This window comes from Enterobacter sp. TCD1-1, assembly GCF_020567405.1.
Lineage (GTDB): Bacteria > Pseudomonadota > Gammaproteobacteria > Enterobacterales > Enterobacteriaceae > Enterobacter > Enterobacter quasiroggenkampii.
On the sequence record NZ_JAJCXF010000001.1, the window covers coordinates 266753 to 292515 of the forward strand.

Genomic DNA, 25763 nt, shown 5'->3' on the forward strand with positions numbered 1-25763 from the left:
TATCTTATGGAAGTGTGTGAAAGATGAGTCCGCATTGTGCCAGAAGCGGAAGTTCCTAACATCATGCTGCATTCGTTTAAGGGGAGCAGATCAACGGTAATATCTTTGTCAGTCCCCCAGCGCCTAGGATTTGGAATGAACAACGCAACTCAGTTCAAAGGTTCGAAGCTTTGCTGGACTTTACTTTTCTAATTCGTCGCTGATTAAGCTTCAGTTTTCCATCTCCAAGAACATACCGCCCAGAATGTACCGCCAGCCAGAACTGTACTGTAATAATATGGTTGTTGATCAAAAGCTTGCACAGGATTTTGCGTAATATTCCATTCCAGGGATAAGGCCCGAGCCCAGCACAGTATAGGGAAAAATGTTTAAATTCTCCCAATCGCCAACGCCAGTAAGACTTCATTTCGGTTTTCGCATGCTCAATAGCATTACAGTTCCATAACTCTCCCCAACGTCGTACCCATTTGTCATTAAGCAACCAGTTATATGTTAGGTGGGACCTTATTGAATCAAAGGGTTGCTGTTGTTGACCCCCGGCTAACGTAATGATGCATTGAAGGAACTGCGTTTCGGTAATTGAAAAGAATATACCGCGCTCAGAAGCCTCCACAAGCTCCTGCCGAGGAATTTGATCTAAGTAAACAATCAGGACAGATTGGTCCAAATTTACCAACTCAATTCTTTGCTGGTAACGAATACCGTGTCCAGACGCTTCAAAGTAAAGCTTAACATTCTCTACTAGAATTTCTTTTGCCCGAAACGCTATACAGGATTTTACCGTTTCATGATCGGCAGGACTAGAAAGCCGCAACGAGTACTCTAGGTGCTCACCAAGTGGTTCCCAACGCGCTCCTAACCGAAGGCGACTAGCTTTGTACTCATGAGATTTTTGATAGGTCTTTAGTAACCATAACCGAGTAATTTTGCCCCATATCCACTTTAAAAGGCGTCCAGCTAAACTCCAAGGCATTGATACGTTCATATATCTCTCCGTATTTTGGACCCTATGCTTTCATCTTTCCACTAAGAAAAATAAGGGTTTTACATATTTTTACTGTTCTTCACCTCTGGCCTGCTCCCCGTTGATTAATACATATGTAATTTTAGTAATACCTTTATCAGCTATGAAAATAATTGCCAAGTTCCGCACCTCGCTCAAAGCAGACCTGACATATCCCAGCCTTTCCGCTCTGAGCCAGTAGTAGGCATCATCACTTCGTATGAAACTGATAATAAATTAAAACTAGAGATCAAGTGAGTCAGGCAGTGAATCTCTTTGTTCTTTGGTATAAACATGTAATTTACTCTTAAAACCTAGGAAATCTCCCTCCATTGTTAAGAATCGACCTTTTTCTGCAAAGAACATGGGATTAATATCTCTACGAACAACATCAGCAAACCAATTAGCTGATTTTGTAGCTTCCACTAACCAATCATGACATTCTTGAATCCATTGCTTATATATTTCAACGTCTTCTTCATAATTATCATTCCAGCCACCAGTTTTATAAAATTTTTCTGGATAGTAAGTGTCTTCATAAAGATAAGAATGTCTCATGAAAATTTGAGCGGCTATGTTAAGTGTTATGGAAAATGTTTCAGTGGCTCTCCGTAGTTCATCAAATTCTTCGGGCCATATAGCAGAAATGACTTTTTGCCGAAATTCAAATATATCATCGGGTAAATTTTTAGGCCATGTCGGTTCTGGTGCTAATGCAAAGCTAGTCCAATTCTGCCAGTTTTCTAAACGACAATATTTTACTGCGGAGTCAATTATTGAAGTTACTGAAAGTTGCTTAGCTAGAAAAAATTTATCTTCAACTCTACTAAGAGTCTCTGAAACCCATAACTCATGTGTCGACTTAACGTTATAGAGTTTTTCGACTGGCCAATCTTCTACATTTCTATCAATTTCCGTATGATGATTTGGGCAAAGGAGAATAAGGTTGTGATAACTATTTCTTTCATCCAGAGTTAAATGCGATTTTCCTCGGGCCGCATCTTCCTTCTCTCCAACAATATGTGCCTGTTCCCCCAATGTAAATGCGGAATTAACGGAGTTCTTATCCTGTGTTAACTCTGTCTTACAAATTGCACATCGATTTCCGGAACGCCCCCACAACAATTTGATGTCTTTTTGATTTATTGCCATGTTAAATACTCCCTTTGGGTGAGTTGAATGCAATATTATAGTTTTTATATAAACAAAAAAAGAGTTTGCCAGAAATTATCATAAAAAGATGCCTAAAACCCTCTTTCATTAAGTAATCAGAAAGACGAAAGGTTGATACTTTCCCCTTAGGATTTTGTCAGGCCTAACCAGAAGACATTCAATAGCTACTCATTATGCATCCCGACTAGCTATCATTTGGCCGATATACTGGCTCGTTAAAACTTCATCGACGACGAGAAAAATTGCGAACTTCCGCTCCTCGTTCCTAACGGACATTCAACAAACAACGCTATTCTTTTAGTAAGGCCAAAGTCCTGCTTTTTACCCCGCAGAACTCCGGCCTTACATCACCCATCTCAGTGCGCTGCGATATAAGGCTCCTTCACAAACTCCGCCAGTAGCCAGACCATATCATGCAGCAGTCCGGTCAGTTCTTTCGCCACGTTTATAGGGAGCGTCCCGCCCATCACCGCCAGCGTTAACGCTACGGCATAATCCACCTGCAACGTCGTCTCTTGCCAGCAGTCCGGCACGCAGGAAGCAATCTTTTCCCCCGCAATAAGCTGTTCAACCAGATACGGCGGAAGTTCCGAGTCACAGCACTCGCGCAGTCGTTTGAGCGCAGCCAGTAATTGCTTACAAAGCGCGGCAAACGTCACCGCATCGTCAGTTTCCACTAGTACGCTTACGTAAGCGGCGCAGGCATCGGCCAGTTCGAAGAGATCCGCAGAATCGGAAATGGGGTGGGTGATGAGCTGATGAACAGCGCTTTCCTCAGAAAGCGCGTAGGAAAATTCAGGGGTAGTCGCCATTTAGCATCCTCTTTGTCCAAAAAATGTCATGTTATGCTAACGGGTTCCTACGCCCGGTTACGGATGTGCCGCAACGCAGGCACTTTACGGCGGTGAAAAAAGGAAGGAAAGGGGATGCCCCTGAATTACATAAGGTTGCTTGCAGGTTTGCGAGGCGGCTTCCAGAAGGGCATTGCCGGGTGGCGGCTACGCCTGACCCGGCCTACAAAAATCACAGCCCTGTAGGCCCGCGCTAGCGCAGCGCCGCCGGGCATTCCTGCTGTAAAACGGGTTTTTGCCGATCGAGTGTGAATATCTGCCATTTTATCTGCGACGTACTCAGGGTAAAAATGGCCGTGGCCAGCGTGTTCTCTTCATCCGGGTCGTGTGGCGAGAGACGATAAATCGGGAGCGCGGGATCATGCTGGTCTGAAAGAATACCCAGAGCCGCTGCACCATCAAGGTGAGATTGCGTATCCAGCCAGGCGTTTAGCCGCTGCTGGCGTGACCGGGAGCTGTCCGTGATCACCTGCTCAACCGCATCAAGCTGAGGGTGGATAAGGTGATTAGCATGGGCGAAAACGTCCCGCAGCGGCGTGACGGAACAGGCTGTTCCCGTCGCCTCCACGCTAAACAGACGACGGTCTCCCATTTGTCCCAGCGTATGATGAAAGGCTCCGGCGCGTGGTGATGAGGTCAGTATAGTGATAGCTTCATCCAGGCTGGCGGCATTCAGCGCAGCGCGGGCAAGTATCTGGCGCGGCATGCCGTCCGGACGGTGCAAAGCGCGTATGTTATTCACCGTATTCACCACGCCCTTTTCGTTTACGGCGAAGGTGTGTCCGCAAATCGATCCCGGGTAAGCGAAACTGGTGAACGCCAGGCCGTCATCCGGGGTGATGCTGACGATGGCGCAGTCATTGCGAAGCTGCGGGAAACCGTCTTCATTATGCGCGATAATCAGCTCTCCCTCAGCGGTGCTTCCCGCTACCGTGGTGCAGCCATCAGAGGTTGAGCGCACCAGATCGCCGCGGCAGTTCCAGGCAAACACCTCATCAAACGGTGCATCCAGACCCGCGGCCAATCCCTCCAGCTCCTGCCAGATCAGGGGATACTGAGACTGGACCCGCGAACGCATGCTCCGGGTCTGTTCTGCGTCTTTCATGGCGGTAACGGTTTGCCACAACGCCGTTTGCGTCAGTTTTGCATGCCAGGCCTCGCGTCCGAACGCGCCAAGCGCCTGACCTACTGCAAAAGCGGAACCACGAATGTCGATTTTTTTCATAGTGTTGTTATTCACTTCTGTTCAGGATACGTGTTGCAAAAATTCTTTCAGGCGGGGATTGCGACTGCTATTCAGCAGCATATCAGGTGGACCATCTTCGGCAATGGTACCGCCATCAATAAAAATGAGCCGGGATGCTACATCGCGGGCGAAGCCGATTTCATGGGTCACAATCACCATGGTCATGCCTTCTTCGGCCAGCGAGCGCATGACTTTCAGCACCTCATGCCGTAATTCGGGATCCAGCGCTGAGGTCGGCTCATCGAACAGCATCATTTTCGGTTTCACCGCCAGGGCTCTGGCAATGGCCACGCGTTGCTGTTGACCGCCAGAGAGCTCTGATGGGTAGTGACTGGCGCGTTCGCGTAAGCCAACGCGGTCCAGCAGCGCCAGCGCCTGTTCCCGCGCGGCGGCTTTGCTCTGTTTGCGTACGCGAACCGGACCAAACATCACATTCTCCAGCGCCGTCAGATGGGGGAACAGATGGAACTGCTGAAACACCATCCCGGCTTCACGGCGGATATCACATTCGTTAGCGTGAGGATCGGTAATATGCATTCCCGCTACCAGCAGCGTGCCGGAGGAAATTTCCTCCAGCTTGTTAATGCAGCGCAGCAGCGTCGATTTGCCCGAACCGGAAGGGCCGATGATCACCACGACTTCGCCAGCGTCAATTTTTAAATTGATGTCGTGCAGCACCTGAGTGGCGCCGAAATTTTTCGACACTGCGCTAAATTCAACCATGCTCATAAAATATGGATCCTCTTCTCCAGTTGCTTCAGCAGGAAACTCAGGCACAGCGTCACCAGCAGGTAAATCATTGCCACTGCGGTCCAGACTTCCAGCGCGCGGAAATTACCGGCAATAATTTCTTGCCCCTGACGAGTCAATTCCGCCACACCAATCACAATAAACAGCGAGGTGTCTTTAATACTGATAATCCACTGATTACCCAACGCAGGGATCATACGGCGTAATGCCAGCGGCATAATGACATGCCATAGCGTGCTGCGCTGGGATAATCCCATTGCCAGGCTGGCCTCTCTAAAACCTTTATTAATCGAGAGGATCGCCCCTCGGGTGATTTCTGCAATATAAGCACCCGAGTTAATCACAATGGTCGTAATGGCCGCCGTTACCGGGTCGATATGAATCGGTAACACCATGGGGAGTGCGAAGTAAATAAACATCACTTGCACCATAATAGGCGTTCCGCGGATTAACTCGACAAAAACTAACGAGACTGTTTTTGATATTTTCCCTCCGAGCGCCCGGCAGGTTCCGGCCAGCAGGCCAATAACAAAACCACCCAATAAACCTGATAATGAAATAATCAGCGTCAGCTGTAGTCCTTGCAACAGCAGCGGCAGGGACTCCCAAATATATTTACTGTCGAAATTCATATGTTACCCGTTAAGATGCAACGAGGTCGGATCGCTCCGACCTGGCGGGATTATTTTGGCTGTTTAGCAAACCACTTCACGTAAATCTTGTTGTAAGTTCCGTCCGCACGTAACGCCTGCAGTGCGGCGTTGATCTTCGGCGTCAGGCTGCTGTTCTTCTGCATCGCAAAACCGTAGTGCTGCGGCAGAATGCTGTCAGTCTCGCCGGTCGATTTCACTTTGCCATCACCCGCCGTTTTTACGTAATAGAGCACATTGGGGGAATCATGTACCACGGCATCAAGGTTACCTGCCTGCAAATCAAGATAGGCGTTGTCGATATTCGGGAATTCAACATAGTTCGCCTTATATTTGCTTTTCATAAAGCTCGCCGCCGCCGTTCCCTGCTTTAATCCCACTTTCTTTCCTGCTAAATCGCTGAATTTAGTAATGGTATTATCGCTGCTTTTCACCGCCATTAATAAATCAGCATCATAATAACCGTCGCTGAAATCGACGACCTGTTTACGCGCGTCGGTTATCGTAATGCCCGCCATGGCGACATCCAGATTACGTGATTGCAAACCCGGAATCAGTCCCCCGAAGTCCATCGGGCGTAATTCGTAGCTGACATCCATTTTTTTGGCGATGGCATCCCACAAATCAATATCAAAGCCGACGTATTTATCGCCTTGTTTAAATTCAAAGGGGACAAAGGCGGTATCAACGCCAACCGTTAATTTATCCTGCGCTTGTGCCACAAAACTGGCGGAGCAAGCGACCAGCGCTAACGTAACTTTTAATTTAGTTAATAATCCAGACATGATAACCCTCGGCGTCAGTGAAGTAGCGTGCATGAATGTCACCCGGCGAAATACATCTGCGGGGTGGGGAAATAAAATGTTGATATGCAGGGCGCACTTTCATGCGCCAAAGTTAAAGCGAAAGCTTATGCGGGAATAATCTCATCCCGGGTGTCGGGTACCGGCGTCTGCGCGCCGTTCATTACCATTGAGAGAAAACTGTAATAGCCATTGATGCCGATCAGGTCCACCACGCCTTTCTCGCCCCACAGCGCGATAGCGTGCTGCCAGGTGGCATCGCTGACCTTCTGCTGCTCCTGCAACTCCTTGCAAAAGTGATAGATCGCCCACTCATCCGGCTGCAGATCCTCTGGAAGACGCTTTTCATTAATCGCCTGCACCGCCGCGGCAGAAATACCCTTCTCGCGCGCTATCGGCGCATGAATCGCCCACTCCACAGGCTGCGACCAGTGCCGCGCGGTCATCAAAATCGCCAGTTCAGACAGGCGCTGCCCCAGCGCGCTGCGATAACGCAGGTATTCCCCCATGCGTTGTGCATGCGCCATAAGCTCTGGGCTGCGCAGCAGCGGCTCGAAAGGTGGCAGCAGCGCACCGCGGGGCCCGTTGATTATCTCTTCGGCCAACGCGCGCTGCTGGTCGTCCCACTCATGCTCCGCCAGCGGCGGTAAACGATTGATCATAATTTGCTGGTCTCTTCGCGAATCACGGTGTTCAGCGTGTCGACCACAAAGTCGAGCTGGCCAGGCGTGACGATAAACGGTGGTGCGATCAGGATATGGTCGCCATACTGCCCGTCAATAGTTCCACCCATTGGATAGACCATCAGCCCACGTGACATACAGTTTGCTTTGATGGCTGCATGCAGCTTCAGGGCAGGATCGAAGGGGGTTTTGCTCTCTTTATCGCGTACCAGCTCAACGCCCGCAAACAAGCCGCGTCCACGCGTATCACCGACGTGCGGTAATTCCCCCAGCACTTCACGCAATGCGCTGTGCAGGTAATCCCCCTCTTGCCTCACCGCCTGCAGCAAATTATCGCGCGCAATCACCTGCTGCACGGCCAGGGCTGCGGACGCGGCGGTTGCGTGGCAAATGTAGGTGTGCCCGTGCTGGAACAGACCGCTACCGGCCTGCAGGGCTGAGACAATCTTCTCGCTCGCTAATACTGCGCCAATCGGCTGATAGCCGCCCCCCAGCCCCTTCGCGATGGTCACCAAATCCGGCACCACATCATCCTGTTCAAACGCATGCAATGTGCCGGTGCGTCCCATGCCACACATGACTTCATCCGCGATGTAGAGGATGCCGTATTTATCACACAGGTTGCGTACACCTTTAAGATAGCCCGGGGTAGGCGGGGTGGCGCCGGTGGTGGCCCCCACCACGGTTTCTGCACAGAAACCAATAATGGTGTCGGGACCGGCCTCAATAATGGCGTGCTCCAGCTCGTTGAGCAGACGCGTGGTGTATTGCTGCTGGGTTTCGTCAGCGCGGCGGTCGCGATATTCATTGCAGGCCGAAACGCGGATCACGTCGATCAGCAAGGGAGCAAACTGGCGGCGGCGCCATTCGTTGCCTCCCACCGCGAGCGCGCCAAGGGTATTGCCATGATAGCTCTGCTTACGGGCGATAAATTTGGTGCGCGACGGCTGGCCGATCTCAACAAAATACTGGCGTGCCAGCTTGAGCGCGGTTTCGACCGCTTCCGAACCGCCCGAAACGAAATAGGCATAGTTAAGATCGCCAGGCGCCGTGCGCGTCAGCTGTTCAGCAAGCTGCTCAACGGTGTCGCTGGTAAAAAAACTGGTGTGGGCATAGGCCAGTTGATCGATCTGGCGATGCATCGCAGCCAGCACGTCAGGATGCGCGTGGCCTAAACAGGAAACGGCGGCGCCACCGCAGGCATCCAGATACTGTTTTCCCTGTGCATCAAAAATGTACGCCCCCTGGGCGCGTACCGCCACGGCGGGCGTGCTGCGTAGACTGCGGTGAATGATATGGGTCATGCTGGTCCTGCTCCTGAATGCGCTGTGCTAATGAAGCGCATCATGCAGGATTCATTTGTATCACGTCAATTTCATTTTGATTCAAATGTATTCTGTTTTCTTATGCCGGATGCAAATGAATTATTTTTCAGGGTTTCCCGGGCACCACATAGGCACCAGAGTTAATAAGGTAGCGTTCAGCATTTTCGATTTTATTCACTGCATCTCGACCATGGCGCGCGACCAGCATCGCCAGTAAACACTCGGCCAGCCCCATGCCGGACACCACGGAAGGGAAAAACGACGGGCTGTCTATGGAGAACAGCAGCGTGCAATCGGCAGCCTGGGCTAATGGCGAGACGGGAGAATCCGTGATGGCAACGATCGTCGCGCCTGCCTGCTGGGCCGCGCGCAGGACATCGAGCGACTCACGGGAATAGGGGGCAAAACTGGTGAGTAACAGGCAATCTTGTGCTGTTAATTCGCGGGTGAACACCTCGATATTGCTCGCCAGACCATCAATTAACGACGCCTGCCGATTGAACAGTCGATAGACATAAAACAGCGACCAGGCGATAGGAAAGCTGGCCCGGAAGCCGCAAATATAGACATTCTCAGCCGCGTCCAGCAGCGTTACAGCTTGCTCCATGGCCTGATGGTTTTCATGCTGTGTGAAAGCCAAATTGGCCTGATGCGCCTGAAACACCTCTTCATACAGCTGCGGCTGAGTGCCTTTGGCGATCAGCTTCTCGGCTTTGGATACATATGTATCATTGCGCAGCCCGAGTTCATCGATGAATGCGTCCTTGAGTTCACCCCAGCCGTTGTAGCCTAATCGTTGCGCTAGCCGCAGCAGCGTAGCGGGTTTTACACCGGCTTCACTGGCGAAGGCACGCATCGATAGCACGACCAGTTGATTGGTATTCTGTAGCGAGAACTCGGCAGCACGCTGTAATTCCGCAGACAACTCACTGAATGTACTGACAATATTTTCCCTTGGATTCATAGCAAATAGTCCCGCTGTTTAAGGTTAGCGCTGCTGTTGTCAAGTGACGTTCGATCTTCGCAGACTGAATGGACTCGCGTTGTCCCGGAAACGGATGATGAAAACACAGCGCAAATAAGTCAACGGGGAACTGAACAGGGGTATCAGACGTGCGAAACCATCCTGAACGCCAAAATTGTCCTCTTAAGCCATAGCAGAGAACGATATCTGGAGTTAACACCGGAGACTGGCATTGCCGGGTGGCGGCTACGCCTTACCCGGCCTACAAAAGAAAAGCGACACGAACCGTAGGCCCGCGCAAGCGCAGCGCCGCCGGGCACAGCAGCACGGCCGTCACCCCTCGCTCAGCATCGTCAAAAACCGCTTCACCGTCCGCGAGCGTTCAAAACGGCGCCAGCAGAGCGCGATGTCGGTATACAGCTCCGGTGAACTCAGCGTGTGATAGGTGACATTCGGCGGAGATATGGCCGCCATGGATTTCGGCACCAGCGCAAACCCGCCGCCTGCGGAAACCATGCTCAGGGAGGAGGAAAGCTGCGACGACTGCAGCGCGTGCTGCACGTCAATCCCGGCCCGCTCGCAGCAGCCGTGAACCCGGTCGTACAGGCCCGGCGCGACCTCCTGCGGGAACAGCACCACCGGCGTATCCCGAAGCTGTTCTAACGCCAGCGAATCGCACGCCGCCAGCGGATGATCGCGATGCAGCGCCACCACCATCGGCTCCCGGTCGAGGATTTTTAACTCGAACGCCTTGCTGCTCTCGCACGGCAGGCGCACGAAGGCGATATCCAGTTCACCCTCCGCCAGCATCGTCGTTAGCGACGACATATTGGCTTCCACCTGATGAACCTGCACCGCCATGTTCTGCACCTGAAACTGGCGAATCAGGGTAAAGATTTTGGGATGAAAAGCGTCGGAGCTGGTGATGCCAATCGACAGGTTACCGTTCAGCCCGCGCGCGATGCCGCGGGCTTTCTCCAGCGCGGCATCGCTCAGCGCCAGGATCTTGCAGGCGTCCTCATAGAAGGCTTCTCCCGCTTCGGTCAGCTCCACGCCCCGCGTCAGGCGCCTGAACAGCGGCGTGCCCACTTCCTCTTCGAGCCGTTTGATCTGCTGACTCAGAGGAGGCTGCGAAATACCCAGCGCTTCGGCCGCCCTGGTGAAGTGTCGCTCGCGTGCAACCGCGACAAAATACCGCAGATAACGAAGTTCCATATCTAAAACGTCTCAAACCAGCATGGTTTCTATATTGGAACTCTCTGCTGAATCGGGTCAACATTTATTTAACCTTTCTAAATAAAGTTGAAGAGGACGAGCATGATGGTGCATTCATCTGCCTGCGACTGTGAAGCCAGTCTGTGCGAGACCCTGCGCGGGTTCTCTGCTCAGCATCCTGACAGCGTGATCTATCAGACATCGCTAATGAGCGCCCTGCTAAGCGGCGTGTATGAAGGAGAGACCACCATCGCCGATCTGCTGGCACACGGTGACTTTGGTCTGGGCACCTTCAACGAGCTGGACGGTGAAATGATCGCCTTCAGCAGCCAGGTGTACCAGCTGCGCGCCGACGGCAGCGCCCGGGCCGCGAAGCCGGAGCAAAAAACGCCGTTTGCGGTGATGACCTGGTTCCAGCCGCAGTATCGTATCACCTTCAATGCGCCGGTCAGCCGTCAGCAGATCCACGACGCGATCGACCAGCAGATCCCCTCCGATAACCTGTTCTGCGCGTTGCGCATTGACGGCAACTTCCGCCATGCCCACACCCGTACAGTACCGCGCCAGAAGCCGCCGTATCGCGCGATGACCGACGTGCTGGACGACCAGCCGGTGTTCCGCTTTAACCAGCGCGAAGGGGTGCTGGTCGGGTTCCGCACGCCGCAGCATATGCAGGGCATCAACGTGGCGGGCTACCACGAACATTTCATTACCGACGACCGTCAGGGCGGGGGGCATCTGCTCGACTACCAGCTGGAGAGCGGCGTGCTCACCTTCGGTGAAATTCACAAGCTGATGATCGACCTGCCCGCCGATAGCGCGTTTTTACAGGCCAACCTTCACCCCAGCAATCTGGATGCGGCGATCCGTGCCGTCGAAAACTAACAGGAGAACTACCGTGAACAGTGAGAAACAGTCACGTCAGTGGGCGCACGGCGCCGATTTGGTTGTCGGCCAGCTGGAAGCGCAGGGCGTGAAGCAGGTGTTCGGGATCCCGGGGGCGAAAATCGACAAGGTCTTTGACTCCCTGCTGGACTCCTCTATCGAGATCATTCCGGTGCGTCACGAAGCCAACGCGGCGTTTATGGCGGCGGCGGTAGGGCGTCTGACCGGCAAGGCCGGGGTGGCGCTGGTGACCTCCGGGCCCGGCTGTTCCAACCTGATCACCGGCATTGCCACCGCCAACAGCGAAGGCGACCCGGTGGTGGCGCTGGGCGGGGCGGTGAAGCGGGCGGATAAAGCCAAGCTGGTGCACCAGAGCATGGACACCGTCGCCATGTTCAGCCCGGTCACCAAATACGCCGTGGAGGTGAGTGCGCCGGACGCGATTGCTGAGGTGGTTTCCAACGCGTTTCGCGCCGCCGAGCACGGCAGGCCGGGGAGCGCCTTCGTCAGCCTGCCGCAGGATATTGTCGATCAGCCCGCCACGGGGGCGATTTTACCCGCCAGCGGTCCCGCGCTGATGGGGCCGGCACCGGAATCCGCCATCAACGACGTGGCGAAGCTTATCGAAAAGGCCAAAAACCCGGTCATCCTGCTGGGGCTGATGGCGAGCCAGCCCGCCAACAGCGCGGCGCTGCGCAAGCTGCTGGAGAAAAGCCGTATTCCGGTCACCAGCACCTATCAGGCCGCCGGGGCGGTGAATCAGGAGCACTTCACCCGCTTCGCCGGACGCGTCGGTCTGTTCAATAACCAGGCGGGTGACCGGCTGCTCCATCTGGCGGATCTGATTATCTGCATCGGCTACAGCCCGGTGGAGTACGAGCCATCCATGTGGAACAGCGGCGACGCCACGCTGGTGCACATTGATGTGCTGCCAGCCTATGAAGAACGTAACTACGTCCCGGATCTGGAGCTGGTGGGGGACATCGCCGAAACCCTGAATCAGCTCGCTAACCGTATCGACCATAAGCTTGAGCTAAGCCAGCGGGCCTCCGAAATTCTGGTCGACCGCCAGCATCAGCGCGATCTGCTCGATCGTCGCGGCGCCTCGCTTAATCAGTTTGCCCTGCATCCGCTGCGCATCGTGCGCGCCATGCAGGACATCGTCAATAACGACGTGACGCTCACCGTGGATATGGGCAGCTTCCACATCTGGATCGCCCGCTACCTCTACAGCTTCCGGGCGCGTCAGGTGATGATCTCCAACGGTCAGCAGACCATGGGCGTCGCGCTGCCGTGGGCCATTGGCGCGTGGCTGGTCAACCCGAGCCGCAAGGTGGTGTCGGTCTCCGGCGACGGCGGCTTCCTGCAGTCGAGCATGGAGCTGGAAACCGCGGTGCGCCTCAACGCTAACGTGCTGCACATCATCTGGGTGGATAACGGCTACAACATGGTTGCCATTCAGGAAGAGAAAAAATACCAGCGTCTTTCCGGCGTCGAGTTCGGCCCGGTCGATTTCAAAGTCTATGCCGACGCCTTTGGCGCGAAAGGCTTTGCCGTGGAGAGCGCCGACGCGCTCGAACCCACGCTGCGTGCGGCAATGGATGTGGATGGCCCTGCCGTGGTGGCCATTCCCGTCGACTACAGCGATAACCCGCTGCTGATGGGCCAGCTCCATCTCAGCCAGATTTTGTGACTCAACATAAGGACAGAGAAATGCAAAAAGTTGCTCTCGTAACAGGCTCAGGCCAGGGGATTGGTAAAGCGATTGCGCTTCGCCTGGTGAAGGATGGGTTTGCCGTCGCCATTGCCGACTATAACGCGGAGACGGCCAGAGCCGTGGCCGATGAAATTATCCGTAACGGCGGTAACGCCGTCGCCGTGAAGGTGGACGTCTCTGACCGCGAGCAGGTATTTGCGGCGGTAGAGAAAGCCCGCACCGCGCTGGGCGGTTTCCACGTGATCGTCAATAACGCCGGGATCGCGCCGTCCACGCCGATCGAGTCCATCACGCCGGAGATTGTCGACAAGGTCTACAACATTAACGTGAAAGGGGTGATCTGGGGGATCCAGGCCGCGATTGACGCGTTCCGCAAAGAGGGGCACGGGGGCAAAATCATCAACGCCTGCTCCCAGGCGGGCCACACCGGCAACCCGGAACTGGCCGTCTACAGTTCCAGTAAGTTCGCGGTGCGCGGCTTAACCCAGACCGCCGCGCGGGATCTTGCGCCGCTGGGGATCACCGTTAACGCCTACTGTCCGGGCATCGTGAAAACGCCGATGTGGGCAGAGATCGACCGCCAGGTCTCCGAGGCGGCGGGTAAACCGCTGGGCTACGGGACCGAAACCTTTGCCAAACGCATCACGCTTGGCCGCCTGTCCGAACCGGAAGATGTCGCTGCCTGCGTTTCATACCTGGCGGGACCGGATTCCGACTACATGACCGGCCAGTCTCTGCTCATCGATGGTGGGATGGTGTTCAACTAAAAATTCAATACTAATAAGCTCTGACATGAGTTTTCCCCTGCACCCGTGCAGGGGCTTTTTTTTGTCTCCTCCGCCATTGTGCATTACACTGCGCGCTGCAAAACTTTAGTCATTACGATCTGACAGGCGGTAACAGCGATGAACGGTACAATCACAACGTGGTTTAAAGATAAAGGCTTTGGATTTATCAAAGATGAAAACGGCGACAACCGCTATTTTCATGTGATTAAGGTCGCGAACCCCGATCTGATTAAGAAAGATGCCGCGGTGACCTTCGAGCCAACCACCAACAACAAAGGCCTTTCCGCCTACGCGGTGAAGGTGATCCCCGAAAGCAAACATCTCTATATCGCAGGCGAGCGCGTGAAGCTCACCTCGATCAAATCCTTCGTGGTGTTCAACGAAGAAGAGCCCGCGGATACCAAAATCGACAAAGAAAATGCGGTGCTGTCGGTGGGGCTGCTGATGAACAGCATCAAGCCGAAATCTGATAAAAAACCGGGCGAAATGCGCACGGTGAAGAAGCTGGCGATCACCACCTTCCAGAATACGACGCTGATCTTCACTGAAGATGAGATCGACATTGATGCCACGGTGAAGCTGCTGAAGTAATTGTTTGCCGGGTGGCGGCGATGCCTTACCCGGCCTACGAAAAACCTCAACGCGCCACCGGGCACCGCCGCACGCACTTAACCCATCCTGTGCTCGCCCCGTAACATCGCCTCACGGTCAAACACCTTCTGGATCTTCCCTTGCGCCATCAAGGCCGCCCGGTCGGACATATGGGCAATCACATCCGCGTCGTGACTGACCAGCAGATAGGTCATCTCATGCTCGGCCTTCAGGCGGTTAAGCAGGTTCAGGATTTCCGCCTGTACCGACATATCCAGCGCCGAGGTCGGTTCATCCAGCAGCAGAAGCTGCGGGCGCAGCAGCAGCGCGCGGGCAATGGCAACGCGCTGACGCTGGCCGCCGGAAAGCTGGTGCGGGTAGCGCCTGCCCGCGTCGGCGGAAAGCCCCACCTCGTGCAGCGCATTGGCCACCTTTTCCGCGATCTGCGTCTCGCCGTGGATGCTTAACGGCTCCGACAGCGTGCGCGCTATGGTGTGATTCGGGTGCAGCGACGCCCACGGATCCTGAAACACCATCTGCACGTTGCGGCGAAGCTCGCCTTCAAAACGTCGCCCTGGCGTTAACGCTTCTCCCAGCAGTGCAATACTGCCGCGCCACTCGCGCTGCAGCCCAGCCAGCACGCGCAGAAGGGTCGATTTGCCGCAGCCGGATTCACCAATCAGGCTGAACGTCTCGCCTCTCTCAATGCTAAAGCTGGCGGCGGAGACCGCCGTTTTTTCCCCGAAGGTGACCTGCACCTGGTTAACCTCAACGAGCGCCATCGTTGGCCTCCTTCCACGGCTGTGAACGGTCGAGCGTCGGCAGCATCTGTCCATAAGTATGGGCGTCTGGACGACAGGTCCACAGGGTTCGCGTGTACGGATGCGTCGCCTGCGGGAGCTGGCTCGCTGTCATCTCATCCACCTTTTCGCCCTGATACATCACCAGCACGCGGTCGCAGTGCTCCGCCACCAGCGGCAGATCGTGGCTGATTAACAGCATCGCCATCTGGCGTTCTTCGCACTGCTGCACCAGCAGCTCGAGGATCTGGTTGCGCAGGCGCGCGTCCAGCGCGGAGGTCGGTTCGTCGGCAATCAGCACCTGCGGGTTGTTGATCAGCGCAATCGCAATCATCACCCGCTGGCCCATGCCCCCGGAAAGCTCACCGGGGTATCGTGACAGCACGCTCTCGCTCAGCCCGACGGCGCGGAGGATGTCGTGAATACGCGCCGCACGCTCCGGGCGCGACAGGCGCTGATGCAGCGTGAGCGCCTCATCAAGCTGGGCCGCGACGCTTTTGACGGGATTAAGGGCGTAACGCGGATCCTGCAGGACCATCGCAATGCCGTTGCCGCGCAACGCCTGCCAGCGGCGGCTATTCAGGGTCAGCAGATCGTTGCCCAGCACGTTAAGCCGGTTGGCGCTTACGATACCGGGTTTACGCACCAGACCCATCAGGGCGCGGGCGGACATGGACTTGCCGGAGCCGGATTCCCCCACCAGCGCCAGCCGCTCGTTGCCAAGCGTAAAGCTCAGGTTGTTGACCACGCGTGCGGCGGGGTAGTCGATATTCAGCGCATCGACGATGACGCGGTGTTCAGTCATGCTGTGGCTCCAGTACGTCCCGCAGGCCATCGCCTAACAGGTTAAACGCCAGGCTGGCAAACAGGATGGCTCCGCCTGGAATGGCGGCAATCCACCACTGGTCGAAAATGACCTGCATGCCGTCGGCGATCATCGCGCCCCATTCGGCCATGGGCGGCCTTGCGCCAAGGCCGAGGAAGCCGAGACCGGCGGCGGCCAGAATAATCCCCGCCAGATCCAGCGCCAGCCGAACAATCGCGGAGGGCAGGCACAGGGGCAGAATATGGCCGACCAGCAGGCGCAGGCCGCGGATCCCCATCATCTCGGCGGCGGCCAGATAATCGCTGTGGCGCAGACGCTGGATCTCGCTCCGCGCCTGCCGCGCGTAAGCAGGCCAGGTGGTTAAGGCCAGCGCCAGCGCGCCGTTGACCAGCCCCGGACCGAGCATCGCGACAAATGCGAAAGCGAGGATCAGGCGCGGCATTGACATCACCACGTCGGTGAAGCGCATGAGGATACGCTCCATCCAGCCGCCGTAGTAGCCGGACAAAATGCCCACCAGCAGCCCGGCGGGCAGGGTAATAACCGTCACCAGGGCCACCAGCCCGAGCGCCGGACGCGTGCCGTAAATCAGGCGCGAGAGCAGATCCCGCCCGTAGCCGTCGGTGCCCAGCCAGTGCTGGCCGGTCGGTGCCTGCAGGCGCGCGGCGGCGTCCTGCCAGTTCGGATCAACCGGTGCCAGCCACGGGGCGAACAGGGCAATAAACACCAGCAGCACGATGGCAATCAGTCCGCAAACGGCGGCAGGGGAGCGGCGCAGGCGGCGTAAGAAGAGATAAAACGGCATCAGCGCACCCTGGGATCGGTCGCCCGCACAAGCAGGTCGGTAAGGTTATTGATCAGCACAAAGCAGACGCCAATCAGCAGCGTGCCGCCCATGACCGCGGTGGTGTCTCCGGCGAACAGGGCGGTGGTGAGATAGCGTCCGATGCCCGGCCACGAGAACACGGTCTCTGTTAATACCGCACCTTCCAGCATGCTGGTGTAGGCCAGGGCAATCACCGTCAGCAGGGTACTGCGAATGTTCGGCAGCACGTGGCGCAGCAGAATGGTCATCTCCCCTGCGCCCTTGGCGTGGGCAAGGAGGATGTACTCCTTGTTCATTTCGCCGAGGCAGGCGGAGCGGGTCAGGCGGGTAATGCTCGCCAGCGAGTAATAGGCCAGCAGCAGCACCGGCAGCACCAGGTGGCTGAGGGCGTTGCGGAATGCCTCGCGATCGCCGGAAAGCCAGGTATCTATCAGCGCAAAGCCGGTGCGTGGCTCGACGGTGAACTGCCAGATATCGTCCAGCCTGCCGGGGCCCGCGCTCCACTGCAGCTTCGCGTAGAACAGGGCCAGCATCAGCAGGCCAAGCCAGAAAATCGGCACCGAGTTGCCGAGCAGGGTGAGCGTTCTGATCGCTAAGTCCAGTGGCGAACCGGCGTAGCGGGCGCACAGCACACCCGCAATCACGCCGAGTACCGTGCCGATAATTAGCGCCAGCGTTGCCAGCTCCAGCGTGGCGGGGAAGGCGTGCAGCAGATCCTGCAGCACCGGCTGCCCGGTGGCGCTGGCGGTGCCCAAATCACCGTGGGCAAGGTTTTGCAGGTAGTGCCAGAACTGCACGGGCAGGGGACGATCCAGCCCAAGCTGGTGGCGAACCTGATCGTACGTCGACTGGCTGGCGTGATCCCCGACGATCTGCAGCACGCGATCGACCGGTGAAAACGCCGAGAGCGCAAACGTGACGAGCAGCAGCCCGAAGAGCGTGAGCAGCAGGGTCAGCAGGCCCTGAAGCACGCGGGTGGAAAGATGTGGCATGGGAAATCTCTTCATGCCGGGTGCGGCTTCGCCTTACCCGGCCTACAAAAACCTAGAACACAGGCCGGGTCAGCGCAGCACCACCCGGCAACAAGGGCTACTTCGTGACGCGATCGTACCAGACCATATCCGCGTTCAGCCCCTGCTGATACCCCTTCACGTTATCGCGCACCACGATCTGGGTTTTGCCCTGATCGACGAACACGTACGGCGAGCTCTGCTGCAGCTGTTCCTGCATTTTCTTGTACAGATCCAGACGCTTCGCCGGATCCGGTTCGGCAACCGCCGCCAGCGTGGCCTTGTTCAGTTCCGGGATTTTCCAGCCGTTCAGACCGGCCACGGTGCTGGACTTCCCTTCGTTCCACGCGAAGGCGCTGGCGTTAGAGTGCGCATCGAAGTAGTCCGGGATCCACAGACGAATCGCCGCCTGATGCTGCTTAGCGCGCACGCGGGCATAGACCTGGCTCCCGGCGGCAGGCAGCAGATCCACCTTCACGCCACCCTGAGCGAAGCTCGCCTGCATCGACTGGGCGATGGTGATAAACGGCGGCTTGTTCTCCACGTCCAGCGTGAAGTGCGCGTCCTTAATGCCCGCTTTGGCGAGAATGGCTTTCGCTTTTGCCGGGTCAAATTTAAACGGATTATCTTCCAGCGCGCCCGGTAGCCCGACCGGCAGGAAGCTCTGGTGAACAAAATACTGGCCTTTCAGCAGGTTCTTCGTGATGCCGTCATAATCGACCAGCCAGCGCGACGCTTCCCAGAAGGCCGGGTTATTAAGCAGCGGATTGGCGCTGTTGCCGGTGTTAAACACCAGGTAATTCTGCTCGGCGGACGGAATGCTCAGCACCTTCACGCCCGGCTTGCCGTCCAGGGCGCTAATCTGGTCTGCCCCCAGATCGCGCGCCACGTCCGCATCCCCCTGCTGGATCAGCAGACGGCGTGAAGCCGGATCGGGGACGTTTTTAATGATGATGCTTTTGAGCTTCGGCGCGCCGCCGGGCGCGGCGTCGTTAGCTTCCAGCACGATGGCCTGATGCGGCTGATAGACGCGCATTTTGAAGGCGCCGCTGCCCGCCGAGTGCATTTTCAGCCACGCGTTACCGAAGTCATTATCCTTCACGTTCGCGGCGACCTCTTTTTCATCGACGATAGAGGCAATCGGCGTGGAGAGGATATTCAGCGCCACCGACGGGCTGACGTCCGCCGTCCAGTGAAGCTGGAGGGTATGATCGTCCACCTTTTTTAGCTGGCTGGCGATGTTGCTCGCCTCCCAGCCCAGCACGTTGAGGATAAAGGCCGGGGATTTGTTCAGCGTCACGGCGCGGGTATAAGAGAAGATCACGTCTTCCGGGCGCAGCGGATTGCCGGAGGCGAATTTCGCATCGGGTTTAAGCTTGATGGTCAGGGTTTTTGCTGCCGCGTCCGCTTCCCAGCTTTCTGCCAGAATCGGCGTGATTTTTTCCGGATTATCGCGGTCCGGCTGTACCAGACGCTGGTACAGGCTCGGCACGGTCTGGATGCTGGAGAGCTCGTTGGCTTCGGCCGGGTCGAGGCTCACGATATCATCAAGCCCCTGGGCAACCACCAGCGTATTGGGCGGCGTAGCGGCGTGGGCTGCGCCTGAGAGCGCAGCCAGCACCAGTAACGGCAACAGTTTTTTTGTCATAGCGATCCCTGAGAAGAATATATTGTGATTGTTTTATGCTCCGCTACGTTAGGGCGACTGTGACATTCCACAAAGTCGAAATTCAGCTTTACTTATGCCTTCCGGGAATATCGCATGCGCTCGGGCTATTAAAACACGCTGCTTTTCGCCTGCTTTTTAACCTGCTATAACAAATGCCTTACCTTTCAGGGAGTCACCGCCGTGCCCGAAATCAATCAACATGGTCAAACCGTTAACGATATCGTTCCCGACTGGAAAGGCGCGCGCGCGTTAACCCGCACGCCGCTGTTCGGCCAGTATTGTCGCCTGGAGCCTCTGGACGCCGATCGCCACTCGGCCGATCTCTATGAGGCCTACGCGCTGGGCGACGACAGCGACTGGACGTGGCTTGCCAGCACGCAGCCCACGAGCGTGGAAGCCACCGCGCACTGGATCATGGCGAAGGTCATGGATGATGAGCTGGTGCCGTTTGCCGTCATTGACTTACGCACCGAACGTGCGGTGGGGCTGGTGAGCTATATGGCCAACGAGCGGCTGCTGGGGTCGGTGGAGATAGGACACGTGACCTGGTCGCGTAAAATGAAAGGTTCCCGCATCGGCACTGAAACGGTGTGGCTGCTGCTGAAAAATGCGTTTGAGCACGGCTACCGGCGGCTGGAGTGGAAGTGCGATTCGATGAACGTTGCCTCACGCAGGACGGCGGAGCGGCTGGGGTTTGTCTGGGAAGGGCGCCTGCGTCAGAAGCTGGTGCGCAAAGGGCGCAACCGCGACAGCGATATGCTTTCTATTATTGACGGCGAATGGCCGCAAAGAGATGCGGAGCTGCGCGCCTGGCTGGCGGCGGAGAATTTTGACGACGACGGGCGTCAGATAAGGCGCCTTGAGGCGTTTCGGTTATAAGTTTTTTATGTAGGGTACAGCGTAAACGCGCGGCTAATCCGCGGAAATCGCGATTTCTATCAGGTTGGTTTTTCCTGACTGTAGCCCGCGCGCTACCGCTTCGGCGATATCTGCAGCTTCGGTTACCCGGCAGCAGTGGACGCCCATGGCGGTGGCCAGCGACTGAAAATCGATATGCGGGTTCACCAGGTCCATCCCGATAAAACGCCCCAGCCGCGTTGAGCTGTAGTCAGCCTGGCTCTTCATAAAGTTTTTCAGGATGTTGTACTCCCTGTTATTCATGACGATAAAGGTGACCGGCAGATTTTCGTGTGCCGCCGTCCAGAGCGCCTGCGGCGAGTACAGGGAGGCTCCGTCTCCAACTAAACACACTACCGGCTCGCGGCCCAGCCCCAGCGAGTGACCTACTGCTGCAGGCATCCCCCAGCCCAGTCCGCCGCCGCGCATAAAGTAGTAGCGCTGGTGCTGCTGGTCAGAGATGAACCGGCGGACATGCCTGGCGGTCGCTATCGCCTCATCAACGATGGTGGTGCCCGCCGGAATGGATCGGATGACTTCCCATGCTGCGACCATCGGGGAGATCGCCGGGCGTAGCCGCTCGGCGGCCAGACGTTCCTCCTGCTGCTGCCACTCCTTCTCCCGTTCGTCGCGGGCCGCAACCAGCAGCCGCTGGTGGACCAGCCTGCTGGCGATCAGGCGCTGCTTAAGCTTTGGCAACAGTTCGTGCAGGGAGAGCTTGATATCCCCCATCACCGAAAGGCGAGTGGCATACGTACGGCCAAGTTCGTGCATATCCGCCGAGAGCTGATACACCGCGCAGGTCGCCGGAATAGCCTCGCCCTCGCTGTACAAAATGGTGATCAGGCTTCTGCCGCCGATGATGAATACGGCATCGTAGGCATTGATGATGCTGGCGATTTCGCTGGCGGTGGTGGGCATATTGCCCCGCCAGAGCGCGTGCTGAGTGGGAAAAGGTAAATTCAGCGGCCAGGAGGAGCCGTAGACGTGGGCGCTGAGCGCTTCCGCCAGCTGGACAATCTCCTGCGTCGAGCCGCTGGAGTGCACCTCATCGCCCGCCACAATCATGATCCTGCCGGGCGTAACCTGGCTCAGTTCTTCGGCCAGCTCGTCCAGCGAGCCCGCCACGGTGTGGTAGTTCACTTTCGAGGCCGTTTGTATCCCGGCGTCGCTGAGCTCTTCCATCACGTTCATTGGTAGAGAGAGCAGCACCGGACCAGCCGGAGGATAGCTGGCAGCGTGAAACGCGCGGCGCACCAGCACCGGGAGCTGGTCGGCGCTGGTGACCTCCTGCGCCCATTTCATGACCGGGGAGCCAATGGAAACAATATCATCATACAGCAGCGGGTCGCGGACGTAGTGTCGCGTATCCTGCTGTCCGACGGTGACAACCAGCGGGGTTTTCATGATCCGCGAATTAATGAGATTCCCCATGCCGTGCCCCAGACCGCTGGCGGTATGCAAATTGATAAAACCGGTCTTGCCGGAGGCTTTCGCATAGCCGTCAGCAATCGCCACCACGGTGCTCTCCTGAAGCGCCAGAATATAGTGAATATTTTCATGGCGAAGCAGGGCATCAATCAGAGGAAGCTCGGTGGTTCCGGGGTTGCCAAAAATATATTCCACGCCTTCACTCTCCAGCACTTCAAGGAGAATATCGGCACCCGTTCGCATATTGAGATCTGATAAGGACGTTAATGATTTAATCATACTGACACCTCATTCAGTATTATTTAACCCAGGCTAAAATTCTTCCTGCGTTGGACGAACAACAATTTCATTAATATCAACGTCGCCAGGCTGTTCTATGGCAAATAAAACCGCGCGGGCAATCGCGTCAGCCGGAATAGCCTGCTTATAAAACTCATGGAGAAATTTTTTGCTCTCTTCATCAGAACTGCCGAATTGCAGTTCGCTCTCGACGGCGCCGGGCGAAATAAGCGTCGTGCGGAGGGTTTTACCCGCCTCCTGACGTAAGCCTTCACTCAGCGCGCGGACGGCGAATTTCGTGGCGCTGTACACCACGCCGCCAGGCGCCAGCACCTTGATGCCCGCGACGGAGGCAACGTTAATAAAATGCCCGCTGCCCTGACGCTGGAACACCGGAAAAGCGGCAGCGATGCCGTACAGTACCCCTTTCAGATTGGTATCAATCATCTTGTCCCATTCGTCGGTTTTCAGCTCGCTAAGCGGGGCGATAGCCATAAAGCCCGCGTTGTTGATCAGCACATCCACGCGCTGGTAGGCGGCAACGGCAGCGTCAATGGCATGCTGAACCTCTTCCTGACGGGTGACATCGGCCTTGACGGCAATAGCCTTGCCGCCTTGCTGAATAATCTGATCCACCAGGGCATTAATTCTGTCCAGACGGCGCGCCACCAGCACCAGCGAAAACGCGTTATTCGCTAAATGGAGGGCAATCGCCTGACCAATACCGCTGCTGGCACCGGTAATGACAACAACCTTGTTTGCACTATTATTCATGATCTTATCTCGCTATTGAGTGATGCAAAAAATAAAAGGCAGAGAAGCGTTAATGAATAATGACAAATTCATTAACGCGGTTTTGGATATATTGTGTATCGGGAATAAAATGATGTTCGTTTAAAACTTAATGGAGTACGGAAGAGTCTGTCAATGTCGTTTTTTAATAATTAAATTAATTGCAGGCCTAATATTTAATTCTTATAGGTAACCGAGAATAGTATATAAATGAAATCGGGTCACGATAGCGGCCCTGCGAACAGGGCCTGAGGATTATAATTTGCCACTGTAAAGCACCGGGCCTGTGGGGAGTCCAGTGGGCGAGCCGCCCTCTGGTTCAAGGCTTATGGCTATCGTGGCGTCAGGAGGGAGCGTTGTGTTCCTGAGAGTGACACGTGTGGGGATGTCGTTATGCAGCAGCCCCATGGATACCGGCGCCTGCCCGCCTGGGATCAGCCAAAGCTGCAGGCTGTGTTGCGGCGCGACGGCCGCTGGTCGAAGAGGGGCAATGCTCAGGTGCTGACGGCTGGTGTCCGCGCTGACGACCCACTGTCCGTGCTGTTGGGTATCGTTGAGTACCATCAGCGGAGCGAGTTCCGGGGTACGGATGGCATACCAGGCAACGACCGACAGGGCGGCGAGGGAGGCCGCAGCCATCCAGCCGACATAAGGCCGACTTTTGCGTAAAGGCTTTTTGGGCGGCAGATCGAGGGCGATTCTCTTCCACACCGTCTCGGGTGGCGGGACGGGCACAAGATGACTATCCAGCGTGCTGAACATTTCCTGCCAGTACGCCACGCGGGCGGCCAGAGCGGGTTCATGGAGGACCCTTTTCTGGAACTGAAGCCGCACTCCTCCCCGCAGCGTGCCGAGGGCATACTCTGCTGCCAGCATGTCGTCGCGTTTTTTTGCGTCATTCATAGCCCGACACACTCCCGAAGATGGTCCATTGCCCGACGTATCCAGCTTTTCACCGAGCCCAGAGGCTGCTGGAGCCAGTCGGCAATGTCGCTGTGAGACATTCCCTGATAGTAGGCGAGCGTAATGCTCTGGCGCTGTTCGCTGCTCAAATGTTCGAGACACTGCCTGAGCCGTTCTGCCTGCACATCGTCGTGCCAGTTATTCTGCTCATCGTTCTCGCAAGGCAGAATCGCGTCGTTATACGCCGTCTCGCGGTCGGCAGCGCGGGTTTGCCCGCTGCGCAGCCAGTCAATACAGCGGTTGCGCACAATGTGCGTAAGCCAGGTCATCGGGGAGCTCAGTGTAGCGTTGTAGGTTTCGGCTTTACTCCAGACGGTGATAAAACAGTCGTGAAGGATCTCTTCTGCCCATGCGCGGTCACGCAGCATGCGCAGCGCGACGGCAAACAGGTGTGGCGACGTGAGTCGATAAAGTTGTTCAAATGCACGACGATCGCCGTTTGCGACCGCCTGCATTAATTTCAGTTGCTGTTCAGCCAGCGCGTTATCCATGTTTTTCCCGGAAGGCAACGTCACACTTCCGAAGTATAGACAACTACTTAGGCATCAGGACGGTATCAATCACATCGATCACACCGTTTTTTTGATGAACGTCATAGGTGCTAATGTTCGCCACATTGCCTTTACCGTCCTTAAGCTGAATATTGTGCGGGCCGTTGCTCATGATCCACAGCGGCTGACCGTTAACGGTCTTCAGCTCCGCGTGGCCGCCGCCCTGTTTAATTTTCTGCTCCAGCGCTTTCATATCGTAATTACCGGCGACCACGTGATAGGTCAGGATGCTGGTGAGCGTGGCTTTGTTTTCGGGTTTGACCAGGTTCTCGACCGTGCCGGCAGGCAATTTCGCAAACGCCGCATTGGTCGGCGCAAACACGGTGAATGGCCCTTTGCTCTGAAGCGTATCCACCAGTCCTGCCGCTTTGACGGCGGCTACCAGCGTGGTGTGATCTTTCGAGTTTATGGCGTTTTCAACAATATTTTTGCTCGGGAACATTTCCGCTCCGCCCACCATCACGGAGCCTGACGTCATGGCGGCTGATGCGCCTGCACAGAAGAGTAAAGCGCTGGTTACGAATGCAACACGGGTTAGCTTTTTCATCATCTTTCCTCGGATTGGGGAGCAAAGGGGTTGCTCACATATGCATATACGAGGGGAGGGTGGAAACTGGATGCAGGAAAATAAAAATAAATTTTTGAAGGGGGAGGTTAATCCCCTCTCCCCTATGGAGCTGAGGGGGCCCCACAAAGTAATGCCAGCACGGAACAGTCCCCTCGCCCCTCCGGGGAGAGGGTTAGGGTGAGGGGAACATACAGCTGTTGTGGTCATTCCGTTCACTTTATGTTCCTTGCTACTCTGTAACCCCATAACCTGTGAACGTGCCAGGGTGGCTCAGTCGCCACCACCCTGGCGACCCGGGCTCCCGGCGGTAAATCGCCGCTACGTGGTGCCCTCGGCTTATTCCTTCCGGCTTATCGGGGACGGGCGGAGGTAACGTCCCTGTAAAGCCCGCCCTCTCGGCGCATCCATGCGCCTCGCCCCGGCCTGCAGGAAACGCCTCAGCGATTTACAGCCGGACCAGGGCATCGCTGAAAGGCTTCAGTCGTTCTTAAACAACGTTATTGATGC

At 56.1% G+C, this 25763-nt stretch carries 26 protein-coding genes; 5 read left to right on the forward strand and 21 right to left on the reverse strand.

The window, feature by feature from the left end; translation table 11 throughout:
- Positions 1–154 precede the first annotated feature (154 nt).
- The 11 genes from LJA86_RS01305 to LJA86_RS01355 all read right to left on the reverse strand — a co-directional run bounded on the left by LJA86_RS01305 (position 155) and on the right by LJA86_RS01355 (position 10663).
- Entirely contained in the window at positions 155–985 is an 831-nt protein-coding gene (locus LJA86_RS01305; RefSeq protein ID WP_223540109.1) for a hypothetical protein, read from the reverse strand.
- A 261-nt stretch (positions 986–1246) separates the two neighbouring features.
- Positions 1247–2155 (reverse strand): HNH endonuclease signature motif containing protein, encoded by a 909-nt coding sequence (locus LJA86_RS01310; RefSeq protein WP_223540110.1) that lies wholly within the window; start codon positions 2153–2155, stop codon positions 1247–1249.
- Positions 2156–2532: 377 nt separating this feature from the next.
- On the reverse strand, positions 2533–2988 hold the full coding sequence (locus LJA86_RS01315) for a hypothetical protein (RefSeq protein ID WP_223540111.1): 456 nt from the start codon (positions 2986–2988) through the stop codon (positions 2533–2535).
- A gap of 232 nt (positions 2989–3220) precedes the next feature.
- Positions 3221–4252, reverse strand: a complete 1032-nt coding sequence (locus LJA86_RS01320; protein ID WP_229225413.1) for a C45 family autoproteolytic acyltransferase/hydolase — start codon at positions 4250–4252, stop codon at positions 3221–3223.
- A 21-nt stretch (positions 4253–4273) separates the two neighbouring features.
- Positions 4274–4996 carry a glutamine ABC transporter ATP-binding protein GlnQ gene (gene glnQ, locus LJA86_RS01325; protein WP_024906944.1) on the reverse strand — a complete coding sequence of 241 codons (723 nt, stop codon included), beginning with the start codon at positions 4994–4996 and terminating at the stop codon, positions 4274–4276.
- 2 nt (positions 4997–4998) lie between these two features.
- Positions 4999–5655 (reverse strand): glutamine ABC transporter permease GlnP, encoded by a 657-nt coding sequence (glnP, locus tag LJA86_RS01330; protein WP_024906945.1) that lies wholly within the window; start codon positions 5653–5655, stop codon positions 4999–5001.
- Positions 5656–5705: 50 nt separating this feature from the next.
- Complete coding sequence (glnH, locus tag LJA86_RS01335) at positions 5706–6458, reverse strand: glutamine ABC transporter substrate-binding protein GlnH (protein ID WP_045909654.1); 753 nt, start codon at positions 6456–6458, stop codon at positions 5706–5708.
- A gap of 125 nt (positions 6459–6583) precedes the next feature.
- Positions 6584–7138 carry a carboxymuconolactone decarboxylase family protein gene (locus LJA86_RS01340; protein ID WP_175430163.1) on the reverse strand — a complete coding sequence of 185 codons (555 nt, stop codon included), beginning with the start codon at positions 7136–7138 and terminating at the stop codon, positions 6584–6586.
- The gene (locus tag LJA86_RS01345; RefSeq protein WP_229225415.1) at positions 7135–8463 is read right to left on the reverse strand and encodes an aspartate aminotransferase family protein; all 1329 of its coding nucleotides are present in this window, start codon (positions 8461–8463) and stop codon (positions 7135–7137) included. The genes LJA86_RS01340 and LJA86_RS01345 overlap by 4 nt, the downstream gene beginning before the upstream one ends.
- Before the next feature lie 127 nt (positions 8464–8590).
- Positions 8591–9448, reverse strand: a complete 858-nt coding sequence (locus tag LJA86_RS01350; protein ID WP_045909652.1) for a MurR/RpiR family transcriptional regulator — start codon at positions 9446–9448, stop codon at positions 8591–8593.
- Positions 9449–9781: 333 nt separating this feature from the next.
- Positions 9782–10663: a LysR family transcriptional regulator gene (locus LJA86_RS01355; RefSeq protein WP_045909651.1), complete on the reverse strand. Its 882-nt coding sequence runs from the start codon at positions 10661–10663 to the stop codon at positions 9782–9784.
- 105 nt (positions 10664–10768) lie between these two features.
- Between LJA86_RS01355 and budA the strand changes: the two genes are divergently transcribed.
- The 4 genes from budA to LJA86_RS01375 all read left to right on the forward strand — a co-directional run bounded on the left by budA (position 10769) and on the right by LJA86_RS01375 (position 14644).
- A complete protein-coding gene (gene budA, locus LJA86_RS01360; protein ID WP_086374961.1) occupies positions 10769–11548 on the forward strand; it encodes an acetolactate decarboxylase in 780 nt (259 codons plus the stop codon).
- The gene (alsS, locus tag LJA86_RS01365) at positions 11520–13241 is read left to right on the forward strand and encodes an acetolactate synthase AlsS (protein ID WP_267491586.1); all 1722 of its coding nucleotides are present in this window, start codon (positions 11520–11522) and stop codon (positions 13239–13241) included. Before budA ends, alsS begins: the two co-directional genes overlap by 29 nt.
- 20 nt (positions 13242–13261) lie before the next feature.
- The gene (locus LJA86_RS01370; RefSeq protein WP_023618768.1) at positions 13262–14032 is read left to right on the forward strand and encodes a (S)-acetoin forming diacetyl reductase; all 771 of its coding nucleotides are present in this window, start codon (positions 13262–13264) and stop codon (positions 14030–14032) included.
- A gap of 138 nt (positions 14033–14170) precedes the next feature.
- Complete coding sequence (locus LJA86_RS01375; protein ID WP_045909648.1) at positions 14171–14644, forward strand: cold-shock protein; 474 nt, start codon at positions 14171–14173, stop codon at positions 14642–14644.
- Between the two features lie 77 nt (positions 14645–14721).
- Here the strand turns inward: LJA86_RS01375 and LJA86_RS01380 are convergent, their stop codons facing one another.
- The 5 genes from LJA86_RS01380 to LJA86_RS01400 all read right to left on the reverse strand — a co-directional run bounded on the left by LJA86_RS01380 (position 14722) and on the right by LJA86_RS01400 (position 19754).
- Positions 14722–15426, reverse strand: a complete 705-nt coding sequence (locus tag LJA86_RS01380; protein WP_229225418.1) for an ABC transporter ATP-binding protein — start codon at positions 15424–15426, stop codon at positions 14722–14724.
- On the reverse strand, positions 15413–16249 hold the full coding sequence (locus tag LJA86_RS01385) for an ABC transporter ATP-binding protein (protein WP_229225419.1): 837 nt from the start codon (positions 16247–16249) through the stop codon (positions 15413–15415). The genes LJA86_RS01380 and LJA86_RS01385 overlap by 14 nt, the downstream gene beginning before the upstream one ends.
- Positions 16242–17075 carry an ABC transporter permease gene (locus tag LJA86_RS01390; protein WP_063621074.1) on the reverse strand — a complete coding sequence of 278 codons (834 nt, stop codon included), beginning with the start codon at positions 17073–17075 and terminating at the stop codon, positions 16242–16244. Before LJA86_RS01390 ends, LJA86_RS01385 begins: the two co-directional genes overlap by 8 nt.
- A complete protein-coding gene (locus tag LJA86_RS01395; RefSeq protein WP_229225420.1) occupies positions 17075–18088 on the reverse strand; it encodes an ABC transporter permease in 1014 nt (337 codons plus the stop codon). The genes LJA86_RS01390 and LJA86_RS01395 overlap by 1 nt, the downstream gene beginning before the upstream one ends.
- A gap of 97 nt (positions 18089–18185) precedes the next feature.
- Entirely contained in the window at positions 18186–19754 is a 1569-nt protein-coding gene (locus LJA86_RS01400) for an ABC transporter substrate-binding protein (RefSeq protein ID WP_229225421.1), read from the reverse strand.
- Between the two features lie 201 nt (positions 19755–19955).
- Here LJA86_RS01400 and LJA86_RS01405 point away from each other — a divergent pair, with 201 nt between their 5' ends.
- Entirely contained in the window at positions 19956–20654 is a 699-nt protein-coding gene (locus LJA86_RS01405) for a GNAT family N-acetyltransferase (protein WP_229225422.1), read from the forward strand.
- 33 nt (positions 20655–20687) lie between these two features.
- On the opposite strand, the gene LJA86_RS01410 is transcribed toward LJA86_RS01405, so the two are convergent.
- From LJA86_RS01410 to LJA86_RS01430, 5 genes are all read right to left on the reverse strand, one after another.
- The gene (locus tag LJA86_RS01410; RefSeq protein WP_229225423.1) at positions 20688–22382 is read right to left on the reverse strand and encodes a thiamine pyrophosphate-binding protein; all 1695 of its coding nucleotides are present in this window, start codon (positions 22380–22382) and stop codon (positions 20688–20690) included.
- Between the two features lie 33 nt (positions 22383–22415).
- Positions 22416–23156: an SDR family oxidoreductase gene (locus LJA86_RS01415; protein ID WP_045909640.1), complete on the reverse strand. Its 741-nt coding sequence runs from the start codon at positions 23154–23156 to the stop codon at positions 22416–22418.
- A 273-nt stretch (positions 23157–23429) separates the two neighbouring features.
- Positions 23430–24077, reverse strand: coding sequence for an anti-sigma factor (locus LJA86_RS01420; protein ID WP_229225424.1), 648 nt, complete (start codon positions 24075–24077; stop codon positions 23430–23432).
- The gene (locus LJA86_RS01425; RefSeq protein WP_048026924.1) at positions 24074–24628 is read right to left on the reverse strand and encodes an RNA polymerase sigma factor; all 555 of its coding nucleotides are present in this window, start codon (positions 24626–24628) and stop codon (positions 24074–24076) included. The genes LJA86_RS01420 and LJA86_RS01425 overlap by 4 nt, the downstream gene beginning before the upstream one ends.
- 43 nt (positions 24629–24671) lie before the next feature.
- Positions 24672–25235 (reverse strand): fasciclin domain-containing protein, encoded by a 564-nt coding sequence (locus LJA86_RS01430; protein ID WP_024906966.1) that lies wholly within the window; start codon positions 25233–25235, stop codon positions 24672–24674.
- Between the last annotated feature and the right edge of the window lie 528 nt (positions 25236–25763).